This is a genomic window from Saccharobesus litoralis (genome assembly GCF_003063625.1).
Lineage (GTDB): Bacteria > Pseudomonadota > Gammaproteobacteria > Enterobacterales > Alteromonadaceae > Saccharobesus > Saccharobesus litoralis.
In genome coordinates, this window is the sequence record NZ_CP026604.1 from 1603129 (window position 1) to 1617864 (window position 14736).

Here is a 14736-nt window from a genome sequence, read left to right on the forward strand (position 1 = left end):
GTTACAATATTGAGGTGTAATGATGGCCGATATTTTCCCGGTGATCACAATTGATGGACCAAGCGGTGCGGGTAAAGGCACTGTTAGTAAACGCGTAGCCCAAGAGTTAGGTTGGCATTTTTTAGACAGTGGTGCGATATATCGAGTTTTGGCACTCGCCGTTGTTCATCATGATATGGATACAACGGATGAAGAATCGTTGATCCCGTTGGCAGCTCATTTAGACGTTTGCTTTGAAAATGATGAAAACGGAGAAACACGTGTTGTGCTCGAAGGTGAAGATGTTTCGGGTGCAATCAGAACTGAAGAAGTGGGTGCTGTCGCTTCTAAAGTTGCATCATTACCAAGAGTGAGAGAAGCCTTATTACGTCGTCAACGTGCATTTCGTGAAGCTCCCGGTTTAGTTGCTGATGGCCGCGATATGGGGACTGTGGTTTTTCCAAGTGCCGAAGTTAAAGTTTTTTTAACCGCGAGTGCGGAAGAACGTGCGCGCCGTCGCTATTTACAGTTGAAAAACAGCCATCCTGACGTTACACTTGAGCGCCTTTTGAGCGACATCCGTGCAAGAGATGACCGAGACTCTAATCGAGCAGTAGCACCATTAGTGCCTGCAAGTGATGCAATGGAGCTTGATTCAACATCTATGGATATCGACGAAGTGGTTGAAGCGGTTCTTAGCTATGCTATGACTAAGCTAAACCAAGAAGATTTATCTGTTTAAAATATTTTTAAACTAGTTAAAACCAGTAGTTCAGGATGAATTACTTTTTATAATAACCCTGGTGCGTTTGGATGCAAGCCAGATATTTAATTAAGTTATTGAAATGACTGAAAATTTTGCACAGCTTTTTGAAGAAAGCTTACAAACCATCGAAACCCGTCCTGGTGCCATTGTTAAAGGTACTATCGTAGCAATCCTTAAAGACGTTGTATTAGTTGACGCAGGTCTTAAGTCTGAAAGTGCTATCCCAGTTGAGCAATTCCAAAATCACACTGGTGAAATTGAAGTAAACGTTGGTGATGAAATCGACGTAGCTTTAGATGCAGTTGAAGATGGTTTCGGTGAAACTCTACTATCACGTGAAAAAGCTAAGCGTCATGAAGCATGGTTACGTTTAGAAAAAGCATGTGAAGAATCAGAAATCGTTAAAGGTTTCGTTTCTGGTAAAGTTAAAGGTGGCTTCACTGTTGAAGTTGAAGGTATCCGTGCATTCTTACCAGGTTCTCTTGTTGACGTACGCCCTGTACGTGACACTAGCCACATCGAAGGTCAGGAATTAGATTTCCGTGTAATCAAGTTAGATCAGAAGCGTAACAACGTTGTTGTTTCACGTCGTGCTGTTATCGAGCAAGAGTCTAGCGCAGACCGCGAAGAATTATTGGCGAAATTAGAAGAAGGTATCGAAGTTAAAGGTATCGTTAAGAACCTTACTGACTACGGTGCGTTCGTTGACTTAGGCGGCTTAGACGGTCTACTTCACATCACTGACATGGCTTGGAAACGCGTTAAGCATCCAAGTGAGATTGTTAATGTTGGTGACGAAATCGACGTTAAAGTACTTAAGTTTGACAAAGAAAAATCACGTGTATCATTAGGTCTTAAGCAATTAGGTAGCGATCCTTGGGCAGAAATTGCAGCTCGCTTCCCTGAAGGCGCTAAGCTAACTGGTCGCGTTACTAACCTAACTGACTACGGTTGTTTCGTTGAGATCCAAGAAGGCGTTGAAGGTCTTGTTCACGTTTCTGAAATGGATTGGACTAACAAAAACATCCACCCATCTAAAGTGGTTAACTTGGGTGACCAAGTTGAAGTTATGGTTCTTGAAATTGACGAAGAACGTCGTCGTATTTCTCTTGGTCTTAAACAATGTAAACCTAATCCTTGGGAAGAGTTCGCTAAGAACTTTGCTAAAGGCGACAAAGTTTCTGGTAAGATCAAGTCAATCACTGACTTCGGTATCTTCATTGGTCTTGAAGGTAACATTGACGGTCTTGTTCACTTATCTGACATTTCTTGGAATGCTAATGGCGAAGAAGCTGTTCGTTCATACAAGAAAGGTGAAGAGCTTACCGCTGTTGTTCTACAAGTGGACGCAGAGCGCGAGCGTATTTCACTAGGTATTAAGCAAATTGATGAAGATCCATTTACTAAGTACCTGACGGATAACAAAAAAGGTGCTATCGTTAACGGTACAGTTACTGAAGTAGACGCGAAAGGTGTAACCATTGAGTTAGCTGATAGCGTTGAAGGTTACTTACGTGCTAGCGACATCTCACGTGAGCGTGTTGAAGATGCATCTACTGAATTTAGCGTAGGCGATTCAGTTGAAGCTAAATACACTGGCGTTGACCGTAAGAACCGCGTAATTAGCTTGTCAATTAAAGCTAAAGACGAAGCAGAAGAGAAGGCTGCATTAGAATCTGTTAATCAACAAGATTCTGGTAACTTCACTAATGCTATGGCAGAAGCATTCAAAAACGCTCAAAAAGGCGAATAAGATTGCTTTTTAGGCGGGGATTATTCTCCGCCTATCCTCTCCGTCCTTCAGTAACAAAATCCTTTTTTGTTAGCGTACTGGAGGCTTAAATGACCAAGTCCGAACTGATTGAACAATTAGCAGAACAATTTCCTCACGTGCCATTTAAAGATTTAGAGACTAGCGTTAAAGAGTTGCTAGAATATATGGCGCAATCCTTGTCAAAAAACGATCGTATTGAAATCCGTGGCTTTGGTAGCTTTTCTTTACATTATCGCGCTCCGCGTGTCGGCCGTAATCCCAAAACCGGCGACAGTGTTGAATTAACTGGTAAATACGTACCTCACTTTAAGCCAGGTAAAGAGCTGCGAGATCGCGTTAACTTATAACTCAAACGGAAGTCATTTGGTGAAAACACTTAAAGCGCTTTTTGCCTTTATTCTTATTTTCTTGGTTGTGGCTATTAGCCTAGCGTTATCTAGCCACAACACGCAGTTAATTAAGCTTAACTTTATTATTGCTGAGAAAACATTAGTTTTCTCTCAGGTATTAGCCATATTTTTCTTCGTTGGCGTTGTTTTGTCGTCATTAGCTTGGTGGTGGTTATTAGCAAAATCTAAGCTGAAAAACTTTCAACAAAAGCGTAAAATAGACTCGTTGACTCAAGAAAACGAGCGTCTTCGGATCCAACTCAAAGATCAATAATGCCTGAATTACTTTTTTTATTGCTGCCTATCGCAGCACTTTATGGTTACGTTATTGGCCGTAACAGTTTTAAGCAGGCGCAATTGCGTCAACATGAAGAGATTAATCAAAACTTCTTGTCAGGCTTGAACTTGTTTCTCAATAATCAACGAGATAAAGCCATAGAGGTTTTAATTGAGAACCTTGAAGTTAATAACGAAACATTCACGACTCATATTGCGCTTGGCAAACTGTTTAGAGCTAAGGGTGAAAATGATCGTGCAATTAAAATTCATCAATTTCTAGCCAAGCAAGATGCCCTTTCTCCTAGTCAGCGGAAAACCTCGATTCTGCAACTCGCTAAAGATTTTATAGACAGTGCGTTATACGACAGAGCAGAAGCGCTATTAAAACCATTAGTTGATGATAATGATTTGGATTATGAAGCGAGAACATTGCTTTCTCGTATTTATCAAACTTATCGAGACTGGTTGCCGGCATATGAAATTATAAAAGGCTTGGAACCGCAAGAAGGGGACAATCTCGATAATGTTCGTGCCTATTTGCTTTGTGAGTTAGCAGAAAAGCAGCAGGGACAAGAGAAACAGCAAAGTTTATTACAGGCGCTAAGTTATGATTCACGTTGTGCACGGGCTTATTTAGCCTTAATTGCGTTTTCGTTAGAAGGTGAACAATTGGATAAAGCGCAAAAATATGCTCACGATCTAGTTGAACAGGCGGTCGACTTTGTTTCATTAGTCGTACCGAAACTGGATGATATTTTTCCTTGTAAAACAGAGCAGTTAAAGTTTTTACAGCGAACAGAAAAGTTAAGTACTTCAAGCACGGCTATCGCTGATAAAATAGCCAAATTACAACTAGAGAATAACAATGCATCTGCTGCGCGAAAGACCTTAGTTAATATGCTGGAAGGACACGCAACGATCCGAGGGTTTGCTAGTTTGATGGATGTTAATGCTAGCCAAGTAGATTCTGAACATGCTCGCTCTATGATGAAAAGCTTGCAGAGCATGGTTGTGAAAAAAATAGAGCAGTTACCCGATTTTGAATGTGACCAATGTGGTTATCAAGGCAGCTTTTTATTTTGGCAATGCCCTCGTTGTAAAAATTGGGGCAGTGTGAAGCCAATTAAAGGCCTAACCGGAGATTAAATAGACAATGGCGAACAATTCGCAAATTATTGTCGCGTTGGATTTTGCTGATCAGCACGACGCGCTTTCACTTGTAGATAAAATAAAACCAGAGCAATGTCGCTTAAAAGTAGGTAAGGAAATGTTTACTTACTTTGGTCCGCAGTTTGTCGGAAAGTTAGTAGATAAAGGCTTTGATGTTTTTTTAGATTTAAAATTTCACGATATTCCGGCAACGACAGCTAAAGCCTGCGTTGCAGCCGCTAATTTAGGTGTATGGATGGTTAATGTACACACGAGTGGTGGGGAAGTTATGATGAGTACTGCTCAAGAAGCATTACAAGGCTTGTCGGGCAGAAAACCATTACTTATTGGTGTAACTGTATTAACCAGTATGGATCAATCCGATTTAAATGGTTTGGGGATCCAAAAAACACCACAAGAGCAGGTGCTTTCTTTAGCAACGTTAGCGGCTAAAAGTGGTTTAGATGGAGTCGTTTGTTCTGCGCAAGAAGCAATAATGCTTAAACAAGCGTTAGGCCAAGACTTTAAGTTAGTGACGCCGGGAATTCGCCCTGCAGGTAGTGATAAAGGTGATCAAAAACGCATTATGACACCTGAACAAGCGGTTAAAGATGGTGCTGATTACTTAGTGATAGGCCGACCTATTACCCAAGCTCAAGACCCTTATGCTGTATTAGAGCAAATAAACTTATCATTAAAGGGTTAATAGCAACGCCTAAATCTGGGGTTTATTGCTGTTGGCTAAAATGTGAAGCGAAGCGCAACTTAGCCAACCGTTAGAAGTCCCTGCCTGTATTAGCTTGTTATATTGCGCTTAACTTAACTAATTCCAACTCTAATTCTTTCTTAGATAGTTTGTACTTTTCAGCAACTGCAAGTAAACATGAAAAAGTTAACTTTTTAATATATAGAGCGAACTCATCCTTATTTTTATGAATTTCTAATATATCATTTACATCTACTTCAATCGCTATTGGTAAATCACCATTCTTTTTATTTACATTTTGAAAAGCGGGGAACTCGTCATTTTTTAACCCATAACGGACAATTAAACCTACCCATTTAAAAGGAGCACCTTTAAGCCAATCAAAAGAGATTAAAATCTCTTCGACATAATCTCTAGCTTCTTCAAATGCCTCTATTGAATTATGGACTCTCGCTTTTACTAAAGCGACAGCACCTATTACTAATTTACGATTATGAGCCATGCTTTACTCGCAATATAACAGTTAATGTTTGTGGTGGGCTTATCCAGTATAAAGTTATTTATAAGCATAAAAAAAGCCGCATTTGCGGCTTTTTTGATCATGCTTTATAAGCAGAATAATAAGCCCTATTGCTAGGGCTTAGATATTAGACAGCTCGAGTCATTGACGATTGACTTTGACCTGATGCGTTCTGGCCACCAGCAGCCTTACCAGACGTTTTTATAAGTAAACGTTGGTCAACAGGCATAGCTTCGATTTTAAGCGCTTGGCTTAGATCGAGTTGCTCAGGTTGTGTTTTAGCCATTGGTGCGAAGGCATGGCCTTTTGCTGTAAAGCTAGGCTTGTGCTGCTGATTTAAACCTTCGGTAGTTTCTGACAACGCAATAGCTTCTGTTACTGCATCTGACGAACTATTAGGTGTTGTTACTGGTTGCTCAGAGCTAGCGATTGGCTTAGCTTCTGCTTCAACAGCTTCAACAGCTTCAACAGCTTCAACAGCTTCAACAGCTTCAACAGCTTCAACAGCTTCAACAGCTTCAACAGCTTCAACAGCTGCTGTAGTCGCTTCTACTTCTGTTTCAGTCGACTCTAAAGGCAAGCTTTGTTGAAATTCTTGTCTTACTTGTGGTGCTTCGACTGTTGCAGTTACTGTTGTTGAAGGTGTTGTTGTGTTTTCGCCTTCTTTAACGTCAACTTTATCAGTTTCGGCTACGACTGGCGTTTGTGCTTCAACCTTGGTTTCTTCAGCAACTGGAGCCGTTTTGTCTTCGTTAGCGACAGACGACTGTTCTACACCAGGGTAACGACTTTCAACTGGATCTGGGCTAGGCTCAGGATGACTATACAACTCCTGAGATTCAGCTTGTGTCACTTCAGGATGCTGGTTGCTTGCTTCTGCTGTGGTTTCTGGTTTAGTTTCGTCTTTACGGCGTTTTTGTCCAGATGTACGAAGGTGACGTGGTGTGCGACGACTACGGCCTTCACGACGTTTTTCTGTCGTTTTCTTCGTTTCTGCATTATCAACGACGTTTTTCTCGTCACTAACGGCTGATGTTTCTGCGCTATTATTATCTGCAATAGGCTTATCATCGACAGTTTTGGCTGTTGCAGTACCAAGTGCTTTTTCTTCTTGCTGTGGTTTTGAAGCTGGCGCCTTAGGGGCTTTAGCTTCTGTTTCGTTCGCCACATCAAGGGTATTTACCGCTTGGTTCTCAGTTTTTTCTTGGTTGTTATCTTTCACACGCACTTTACGTCTTTGATTACGACGTTGGCGGCGCTCTTCAACCTTTTCTTTAACCTCTGTATTTGCCGTTTCAGCACGACGAGGTTTTCTTTCCTTGTTAGGGCGTTCGTTAGTTTTTTGTGACTTACGCTCTTCGTCTTTATCACCATTAGGGCGACGATTACGATTGTTCCTATTACCACCGCGACGGTTATTATTACCTGAGCGTTTACCACCACGGCCATTGCGTGATTGATTACCACGTTTCTGAGTCGATTTTTTCGGCTCTGGCTCTTCTTCAACAGCGAATAGTGATTTAAATAAGTCGGCAATTTTGGCAAATAACGACTTAGGTTGCTTCTCATCTGTTTTTGGCTGTGCTGTAGGGGCTGGCGCTACAGGGGCAGGAGGTGGAGCTGAAAATCCTTTTAGTGCGGGTTCTTCTTTTTGCACTGCAGTGGTGGTTGGCGTTTCAACAAACTGCTTAATACTAGGATCAAGTTCCAACTCAGGTGTTTTGACTAACGCGTAGCTAAGTTCGTCCGTTAAATCATCTTTCTTCAAACGCACCATTTCGTAATGCGGTGAATCTAAATGCGGATTAGGTAGCACTAATACGCGAACACCATGACTTTTCTCGATAAAGCGCACAGCTCCGCGCTTTTCGTTAAATAAGTAGGTAGCAACATCAACCGGCACTGTCGCTCTGACTTGCACTGTGTTTTCTTTAATCGCTTCTTCTTCAAGTAAGCGAAGAATCGATAAGGCCAGTGACTCAGTTGAACGAATATTGCCCGTGCCTGAGCAGCGTGGACAAGGTATGTTGGCATTATCACCCAGAGAAGGGCGTAAACGTTGACGAGACATTTCTAGCAAGCCGAAACGAGAAATTCGACTTAATTGAATTCGAGCTCTGTCTTGACGGGTTGCATCTCTAAGGCGGTTTTCGACTTCACGTTGGTTGCGTGCCGGTGTCATATCGATAAAGTCGATAACCACTAAACCACCTAAATCACGTAAACGTAGTTGGCGAGCTATTTCGTCAGCTGCCTCTAAATTGGTGTTGAGTGCGGTTTCTTCAATATCACCACCTTTTGTTGCTTTAGATGAGTTGATATCAATTGATGTTAACGCTTCGGTCGGATCAATAACTATTGAACCACCTGATGGTAAGCGTACTTCACGTTGGAATGCAGACTCGATCTGACTTTCTATTTGGTAGTGAGTAAATAACGGTCGATCACCATCATACTTTTTCACACGGTTAATAAAGTCAGGACGAACACGTGATATATGTTCTCGCGTACGCTCGAATACTTTTTTACTATCGATAAGAATTTCATCGACATCACGGCGTAAGTAATCGCGAATTGCACGAACGATAACATCGCCTTCTTGATGAATTAAGAAAGGTGATGGACGTTCATCAGCAGCACGCTGAATTTCTTTCCAGTGATGCTTAAGTAAATTTAAATCCCATTCTAGCTCTTCATAAGATTTACCTACACCGGCAGTACGAACAATTAAGCCCATGCCTTTAGGTAATTCAAGCTTATTCAGTGCTTCTTTTAATTCGGTGCGCTCGTCACCCTCGATGCGACGGCTAATACCACCAGCGCGAGGATTATTTGGCATTAAAACCAGATAACTACCCGCTAAGCTGATAAAGGTCGTTAATGCAGCCCCTTTTTGACCGCGCTCTTCCTTATCAATTTGAACAATGACTTCTAAGCCTTCTTGTACAACGTCTTTGATATTAGGGCGGCCTGAAAACGTATAGCCTTCAGGGAAGTAGTTTTTAGCGATTTCTTTTAAAGGTAGGAAACCATGGCGCTCAGCACCATAGTCGACAAAAGCAGCTTCAAGGCTGGGTTCTACGCGGGTAATTTTACCTTTATAGATACTGGCTTTTTTTTGCTCGTGGCCTGACGCTTCGATATCTAAATCGTATAAACGTTGGCCGTCTACCAGAGCAACGCGCAATTCTTCTTCTTGCGTTGCATTGATTAACATGCGTTTCATGGCGTTCTAATTGTCCTAACAACGCCTAAACAAATTAATTTAAGTTACCTTGCCGTGTCGTTCTCCCGAACATCACGTATTTTTACAATTGAATTAACAAAGTCCGATAGTCGCTGATAGTTTGTGATCTCAAATGTGAGACACACAACACCGCCTAGCTCAGTGTTATTCACTTTGCTAGCAGCGCTTTCTCCTTTGCATATAGTCTTCTCGTTCGGGTTTTATGGTTCATTGTCAGCACTTATTCCCTATAACATAATAGTTCATATGTTATGGGCCTCGAAGCGTGACGGCTTCCCTTAAACCCCGATCGCTTTGACTAACTAAGGCTAGCAGTCTTTGGAGTGTTTTTTCACTCCTCATTAGCACTGCAAATAGCCTTACTTTCTTAACATCAAAATTTGTGCATTTGATGCTTGTAGATTGGGTTAACTTATTTAATCGCGTTTAGGCGAATTTTCAATATTGATGACCACTCCCGACAGGATTTTCACGTTTTAACCGACCGCGAAAAAGTACACACTCCGGATAAGTTAAAAATGCGAATGGCACATAAGTCTAATACTTAAATTAGCTTATATACATGCTGCGCGTAAACCTCTTACGTAAGCGAGGGTCACCTTCAATCTTAATACATTTGGAAAAATAACTGGCATTGTAAAATGCCATAGCGGAAAATATAGCAAACGCTTGCCAATTACGGCAATTGAAATCATCGATTAATGCAGAAATATTAACAATGAAAGAAAATGACTACAAGTCAGTTAGTTTTGTTACCTTGGATGAAGAGATTTGTGGTCAAAGAATAGACAATTGGCTAAAAAGGAACTTGAAAGGTGTGCCGACATCGCTCATCTATCGGATCATTCGTAAAGGCGAAATTCGCGTCAATAAAAAGCGAGTTAAACCTGAATATAAGTTACAAGAAGGTGATGTCGTTCGTATTCCGCCTATTAAAATAGATGAAGCCGCAGATAAACCTAAGCAAGTGGGCCAACATATTTTAGATAGTGTAGAAAAAAATATTCTATTTGAAGATGAAAGCTTGATGATTATCAACAAGCCATCTGGGTTAGCTGTGCATGGCGGCTCAGGTTTAAATTTTGGCTTAATTGAAGCTGTACGTAAATTGCGGCCTAATTGCCGTTCGCTTGAATTAGTTCATCGCTTGGACCGAGATACATCTGGGGCTATCGTCATTGCGAAAAAACGCTCGGCATTAAAGTCATTACATGAGCAATTAAGGCATAAAACGGTTGATAAGCGTTACTGGGCGTTGGTCAGAGGGCGTTGGTCCGATAAATTACGTAAAGTAGAAAAGCCTTTGCATAAAAACCAACTGTCTTCGGGAGAACGCTTAGTTAAAGTCGATGCTAAATTGGGTAAACCGAGTTTAACTAAATTTCGTGTATTACAACGCTTTGATCAAGCCACATTAGTTGAAGCTTCGCCTGTGACTGGACGCACGCATCAGATCCGTGTTCATACCGCAGCCAGTGGCCACCCAATAGCTTGCGATGATAAGTATGGTGAAAAAGATTTTGATCAAGTTGTCAAACAGGTTGGTGTGAAGCGTTTATTTTTGCATGCCGCATCGATCAGCTTTTTACACCCTAAAACCGAAACCACACTAAGAGTTGAAGCCCCTCTTGATGATAAGCTCGCGCAGGCTTTAAATAAATTAAAGTAGGAAGCAATTAATGAAATATAAAGTTGTGCTGTTTGATTGGGATGGCACCTTAATGGATTCTATCGCTAAAATTGTCAATGCGGTGCAAGTCGCTGCTGAGCTAAACCAAGTGGTTGTCCCCAGTGTTGATAAAGCTAAATCGATTATTGGCTTATCGTTAGAAACGGCCGTTGAAGTTTTATTTCCTGATTCTACTTTGGCTGTACAGCAACAAATCGGTGCTGACTATAGTCGTACCTATAATAATAGTCAGGTGGCGTCGCCTTTATTTGCGGATGCTCTTGATTGTTTAACCCAACTTAAAGACGCTGGAGCTGTATTAGGTGTTGCGACAGGAAAACGCCGCAGGGGATTGAATAAAGTGCTGGATTCAAGTGGTACTAGGCATTTTTTCTCTGCCAGTCGCTGTGCAGATGAGACAGCTTCTAAGCCTGATCCGCAAATGCTTAATGAAATATTGGCTGAGTTAGACGTGCGTGCCAGTGAGTGTGTTTATATTGGTGATACGGTACATGATTTAGCTATGGCACAAGCTATCAATATGGACCGGATTGGCGTGACTCATGGTGTTGATGATTTTGATGCATTAAATAAGCATAAGCCGGTATTGATTGCCGATAACCTGACTGGCATTGTTAATTATATTTTGCAGCCTTAATTTTTAAGCAAATGGTGTAAAGATCTAAATTGGCGAAAACGGCTGACGAAAGCTTATTAAAGTTTAAGTGCTAATACCCTAAGTACAAGATGCCAATACATCTTTTACTTAGGGAGCTAGGTTTTAATGATCTTTAAAGCATTAAATTTAAAAGTCAGTTAATGGGTTAACGCCAAATTCACGTAATACTTTTGTTAGTGCTATTAAAGGTAAACCCATTAGGGTGTTCGGATCATCACCTCTTAATGCGTTAAATAAGCTAATACCTAAAGCTTCACTTTTAAAACTACCCGCACAATTATATGGTTGTTCCTTATTAAGGTAAGCTTTTATTTCTTCTAGGGATAATTCTCTAAATTCAACTTCAAACGGCACAACTTGGGTTGAAATTAAATCTTTGGCGAGCCATTGCACACTTAAGCCAGTTAAAAACGTGACGGTTTTGCCATTAAGTTGTTGTAATTGTTTAACGGCATTTTCGAAATTTCCCGGTTTGCCAAGAATTTTATTGTCGATAACAGCAACTTGGTCAGAACCTATGACAATCGCGTTTGGCGTATTTTTAGCAACCGCTTGGGCTTTTAGTAAAGCAAGGCGCTCAACTAAGGCTGATGCGCTTTCATTTTCTAATGGTGTTTCATCGACATGTGGCTTCGCGGTATCGAACGGTAACTGTAATTTTTCGAGAATTTGCTTTCGATAGGGAGAAGTAGAAGCAAGAATGATAGATGTTTGACTCATAGGTAGACACTTTTATTTTAAGCAGGAACATAATAGGTTGTGTATTTTCGTTAAATTCGTTTGACTAAACAAGTCCAGATCTATACTATTCGCGCGCTATGCAAAAGGTTAAGATGCCAATTGAGATTGACCCAATAAAAAGTGCGCAAAAACGCTCTGATTATTCTGGTGTTTATCTATTGGAAAATTTAAAACGACTCAATGATATTACTCTCGATAAAAGCGGGGTAGTTGACGTTGAGTTATGTTGCAAGGTTGATGAGCAAGGCTTAACGGTTCTGCTTGTCGATGCTCAAACGGATGTGCTAATAACTTGTGAACGCTGTGGTGGGGAAATGCCCTATCATTTGACTTTTTCTACGGTATTTACACCAGAATCGAAAAAAGTTGATGAAGACTTAGTTCCAGCGGAATATGAAATCGTTGCAGTTGATGAGTTCGGCTTGATCAACTTACGAGATTTGGTTGAAGATGAATTAATTTTATCTTTGCCTAATTTTCCCAAGCACGAAATAGACGATTGTCTTATTTCACAAGATGCGATGAGTTGGGGTGAAATTGACGAACAAGTGTCAACCAAGCCTAACCCGTTTGATGTACTGAAAAAGTTGAAAACTCAAAAAGATTAGGAGTGGGCAATGGCTGTTCAAAAAAGTAAAAAATCTCGTTCAAGACGTGGTATGCGTCGTTCACATGATGCATTAACTGGCGCAACTTTATCTGTAGATGGTACTACAGGTGAAACGCACCGTCGTCACCACGTAAGTGCTGATGGTTTCTACAAAGGTAAAAAAGTAATCTCTAACTAAGAGTTACTGCCTTGGTCAATCTAACGATCGCGTTAGATGCTATGGGAGGCGATAATGGGCCTCCCGTAACCATTCCCGCTGCCATTGAAGCCCTTGCGGCTAATAAAAGTCTAAAGTTTCTGGTATTTGGTGATCAATACCAAATCAATCCGTTTATCCAAAACACGCCCAAATCAGTATTAGACCGTCTTGAAATAATTCATTGTACCCAATCTGTATCAATGGATGAAAAGCCGTCTTTGGCTCTGCGTCAAAAACCAGAATCTTCAATGCGCTTGGCGCTTGAGGCCGTTAAAAATGGTGAGGCACAAGCCTGTGTCAGTGCTGGCAATACTGGTGCGCTAATAACAATTGCTTATTATGTGCTAAAAATGTTGCCAGGTATCAGCCGCCCAGCCTTAGTGACTGCAATGCCTTCTTTGTCTGGCCATAAAACCTACTTGCTTGATTTAGGTGCCAATGTTGATGTAGATGAATTGACTTTGCATCAATTCGCCTTAATGGGCAGTGTATTAGCGGAAGCAAAAGGTACGCCCAATCACACCAAGCCTCGAGTGGGTTTGTTAAATGTCGGCGAGGAAGAAATTAAAGGCTCTAGTAAAATTAAACGTGCGGCTAAATTAATTAATGACGATGATGAAATTAATTATGTTGGTTACGTAGAGGGTAATGATATTTTTACTGAGCGAGCCGATGTCGTGGTTTGTGATGGATATGTCGGGAACGTGTCACTAAAAGCCTGTGAAGGTATCGCTAAACTAGTTGTCGAGAGCATTAAAGAAGCTGTTGGCAAAAGCTGGGTAAGTAAGTTATTAGCATTTCTCGCTTTACCTACGCTGAAAAAAATGTATAAAAGGGTCAACCCCGATCAATACAATGGGGCAAGTTTGCTCGGATTACGCGGAATTGTCATTAAAAGTCACGGTAATGCATCGAAAGATGGCTTTAAATACGCCATTGTTGAAGCCGTGAATGAAATAGAGCATAAGGTGCCAGAAGCAATTGGTCACCGTATTGCAGCTTTAAACGAAAGGTCTTAAGTTCGTTATGTATTCAAGAATTACAGGTACAGGTAGTTATTTTCCTTCTCAAGTACGCACCAATGCAGATTTAGAACAAATGGTTGATACCAGCCACGAATGGATAATCGAAAGAACCGGTATTTCTGAACGCCGTATTGCGGCACCCGACGAAAATGTCGCGACTATGGGCGCCGAAGCGGCTAAAAAAGCGTTAGAAGCCGCTAATCTTGACATTAGTGATATCGATTTAATCATTTGTGCTACGACAAGTTGGGAAAAAGCGTTTCCTAGTGCGGCTTGTGAAATTCAAAAAATATTAGGTGCGCCAGGTGTGGCGGCTTTTGACGTCGCTGCGGCGTGCTCAGGTTTTTGCTATGCAATTGGTGTTGCCGATAAATTTATAAAATCGGGTACGAATAAACGCATACTAGTGATAGGTACAGATACCCTTTCACGTGTTGTTGATCCGACCGATAGAACAACCATTATTTTATTTGGTGACGCAGCGGGTGCTTGTGTATTAGAAGCCGATGAAGAAACGGGTATTTTATCGACCCACCTACACGCAGATGGCAACTATGGCGAGTTGTTAACGGCGGGTATTCCAACTCGAGGCGAAGAAGAAACCGTTCACAGTTCTTGGGGTTATATGAAAGGCAACGAAGTATTTAAAGTTGCTGTCACCAAGCTAAGTGAGATTTGCGAGCAAACATTAGCGGCTAATAATCTACAAAAAGAAGATATTGATTGGTTAGTTCCGCATCAAGCGAATTTACGTATTATTAAAGCGACCGCTAAAAAATTAAATATGACCATGGATCGTGTCATTGTGACCTTACCTAAACACGGTAACACCTCCGCAGCTTCTGTTATAACTGCATTGGATGAAGGCATTCGCGACGGTCGAATTCAAAAAGGTCAAACCATTCTTATTGAAGCCTTTGGCGCAGGATTTGCGTGGGCATCAGCCTTACTTAAATATTAAGCTCTGTTAGCAGAGCTTCTATCTAGTTAACGAAGAAGAAATT

At 41.2% G+C, this 14736-nt stretch carries 15 protein-coding genes; 12 read left to right on the top strand and 3 right to left on the bottom strand.

Annotation, left to right across the window (positions count from 1 at the left end):
- Positions 1 to 22: 22 nt before the first annotated feature.
- From cmk to pyrF, 6 genes are all read left to right on the top strand, one after another.
- Entirely contained in the window at positions 23 to 721 is a 699-nt protein-coding gene (gene cmk / locus C2869_RS05620; protein WP_408011890.1) for a (d)CMP kinase, read from the top strand.
- 103 nt (positions 722 to 824) lie between these two features.
- Positions 825 to 2498, top strand: a complete 1674-nt coding sequence (rpsA, locus tag C2869_RS05625; protein ID WP_108602023.1) for a 30S ribosomal protein S1 — start codon at positions 825 to 827, stop codon at positions 2496 to 2498.
- An 89-nt stretch (positions 2499 to 2587) separates the two neighbouring features.
- Positions 2588 to 2866 carry an integration host factor subunit beta gene (gene ihfB, locus C2869_RS05630; RefSeq protein WP_108602024.1) on the top strand — a complete coding sequence of 93 codons (279 nt, stop codon included), beginning with the start codon at positions 2588 to 2590 and terminating at the stop codon, positions 2864 to 2866.
- A 19-nt stretch (positions 2867 to 2885) separates the two neighbouring features.
- Positions 2886 to 3182, top strand: a complete 297-nt coding sequence (locus tag C2869_RS05635) for a LapA family protein (protein ID WP_159084053.1) — start codon at positions 2886 to 2888, stop codon at positions 3180 to 3182.
- Positions 3182 to 4333: a hypothetical protein gene (locus C2869_RS05640; RefSeq protein ID WP_108602026.1), complete on the top strand. Its 1152-nt coding sequence runs from the start codon at positions 3182 to 3184 to the stop codon at positions 4331 to 4333. The genes C2869_RS05635 and C2869_RS05640 overlap by 1 nt, the downstream gene beginning before the upstream one ends.
- A gap of 7 nt (positions 4334 to 4340) precedes the next feature.
- Positions 4341 to 5042: an orotidine-5'-phosphate decarboxylase gene (gene pyrF, locus C2869_RS05645; protein ID WP_108602027.1), complete on the top strand. Its 702-nt coding sequence runs from the start codon at positions 4341 to 4343 to the stop codon at positions 5040 to 5042.
- Between the two features lie 97 nt (positions 5043 to 5139).
- Here pyrF and C2869_RS05650 read toward each other — a convergent pair whose 3' ends face one another.
- Together C2869_RS05650 and rne are read right to left on the bottom strand one after the other, a co-directional pair.
- The gene (locus C2869_RS05650; protein ID WP_108602028.1) at positions 5140 to 5544 is read right to left on the bottom strand and encodes an Imm39 family immunity protein; all 405 of its coding nucleotides are present in this window, start codon (positions 5542 to 5544) and stop codon (positions 5140 to 5142) included.
- A gap of 145 nt (positions 5545 to 5689) precedes the next feature.
- Positions 5690 to 8788: a ribonuclease E gene (rne, locus tag C2869_RS05655; protein ID WP_108602029.1), complete on the bottom strand. Its 3099-nt coding sequence runs from the start codon at positions 8786 to 8788 to the stop codon at positions 5690 to 5692.
- A gap of 739 nt (positions 8789 to 9527) precedes the next feature.
- Between rne and rluC the strand changes: the two genes are divergently transcribed.
- Together rluC and C2869_RS05665 are read left to right on the top strand one after the other, a co-directional pair.
- Positions 9528 to 10478: a 23S rRNA pseudouridine(955/2504/2580) synthase RluC gene (rluC, locus tag C2869_RS05660; RefSeq protein WP_108602030.1), complete on the top strand. Its 951-nt coding sequence runs from the start codon at positions 9528 to 9530 to the stop codon at positions 10476 to 10478.
- A 10-nt stretch (positions 10479 to 10488) separates the two neighbouring features.
- Entirely contained in the window at positions 10489 to 11136 is a 648-nt protein-coding gene (locus C2869_RS05665) for an HAD-IA family hydrolase (protein WP_108602031.1), read from the top strand.
- A gap of 147 nt (positions 11137 to 11283) precedes the next feature.
- Here C2869_RS05665 and C2869_RS05670 read toward each other — a convergent pair whose 3' ends face one another.
- Positions 11284 to 11877: a Maf family protein gene (locus C2869_RS05670; RefSeq protein ID WP_108602032.1), complete on the bottom strand. Its 594-nt coding sequence runs from the start codon at positions 11875 to 11877 to the stop codon at positions 11284 to 11286.
- A 98-nt stretch (positions 11878 to 11975) separates the two neighbouring features.
- Here C2869_RS05670 and yceD point away from each other — a divergent pair, with 98 nt between their 5' ends.
- Genes yceD through C2869_RS05690 form a run of 4 tightly spaced genes read left to right on the top strand, consistent with a single transcriptional unit; the run spans position 11976 to position 14693 of the window.
- Positions 11976 to 12506 (top strand): 23S rRNA accumulation protein YceD, encoded by a 531-nt coding sequence (gene yceD / locus C2869_RS05675; RefSeq protein WP_108602033.1) that lies wholly within the window; start codon positions 11976 to 11978, stop codon positions 12504 to 12506.
- Positions 12507 to 12515: 9 nt separating this feature from the next.
- Positions 12516 to 12686 (top strand): 50S ribosomal protein L32, encoded by a 171-nt coding sequence (rpmF, locus tag C2869_RS05680; RefSeq protein ID WP_108602034.1) that lies wholly within the window; start codon positions 12516 to 12518, stop codon positions 12684 to 12686.
- Positions 12687 to 12697: 11 nt separating this feature from the next.
- Entirely contained in the window at positions 12698 to 13726 is a 1029-nt protein-coding gene (gene plsX, locus C2869_RS05685; protein ID WP_108602035.1) for a phosphate acyltransferase PlsX, read from the top strand.
- A 7-nt stretch (positions 13727 to 13733) separates the two neighbouring features.
- On the top strand, positions 13734 to 14693 hold the full coding sequence (locus C2869_RS05690; protein WP_108602036.1) for a beta-ketoacyl-ACP synthase III: 960 nt from the start codon (positions 13734 to 13736) through the stop codon (positions 14691 to 14693).
- Positions 14694 to 14736: the final 43 nt, after the last annotated feature.

Bases quoted from the DNA above. Each gene is read 5' to 3' on its own strand.
- cmk (WP_408011890.1), top strand. From the start codon at position 23: ATGGCCGATATTTTCCCGGTGATCACAATTGATGGACCAAGCGGTGCG.
- rpsA (WP_108602023.1), top strand. From the start codon at position 825: ATGACTGAAAATTTTGCACAGCTTTTTGAAGAAAGCTTACAAACCATC.
- ihfB (WP_108602024.1), top strand. From the start codon at position 2,588: ATGACCAAGTCCGAACTGATTGAACAATTAGCAGAACAATTTCCTCAC.
- C2869_RS05640 (WP_108602026.1), top strand. From the start codon at position 3,182: ATGCCTGAATTACTTTTTTTATTGCTGCCTATCGCAGCACTTTATGGT.
- pyrF (WP_108602027.1), top strand. From the start codon at position 4,341: ATGGCGAACAATTCGCAAATTATTGTCGCGTTGGATTTTGCTGATCAG.
- C2869_RS05650 (WP_108602028.1), bottom strand. From the start codon at position 5,544: ATGGCTCATAATCGTAAATTAGTAATAGGTGCTGTCGCTTTAGTAAAA.
- rne (WP_108602029.1), bottom strand. From the start codon at position 8,788: ATGAAACGCATGTTAATCAATGCAACGCAAGAAGAAGAATTGCGCGTT.
- rluC (WP_108602030.1), top strand. From the start codon at position 9,528: ATGAAAGAAAATGACTACAAGTCAGTTAGTTTTGTTACCTTGGATGAA.
- C2869_RS05665 (WP_108602031.1), top strand. From the start codon at position 10,489: ATGAAATATAAAGTTGTGCTGTTTGATTGGGATGGCACCTTAATGGAT.
- C2869_RS05670 (WP_108602032.1), bottom strand. From the start codon at position 11,877: ATGAGTCAAACATCTATCATTCTTGCTTCTACTTCTCCCTATCGAAAG.
- yceD (WP_108602033.1), top strand. From the start codon at position 11,976: ATGCAAAAGGTTAAGATGCCAATTGAGATTGACCCAATAAAAAGTGCG.
- rpmF (WP_108602034.1), top strand. From the start codon at position 12,516: ATGGCTGTTCAAAAAAGTAAAAAATCTCGTTCAAGACGTGGTATGCGT.
- C2869_RS05690 (WP_108602036.1), top strand. From the start codon at position 13,734: ATGTATTCAAGAATTACAGGTACAGGTAGTTATTTTCCTTCTCAAGTA.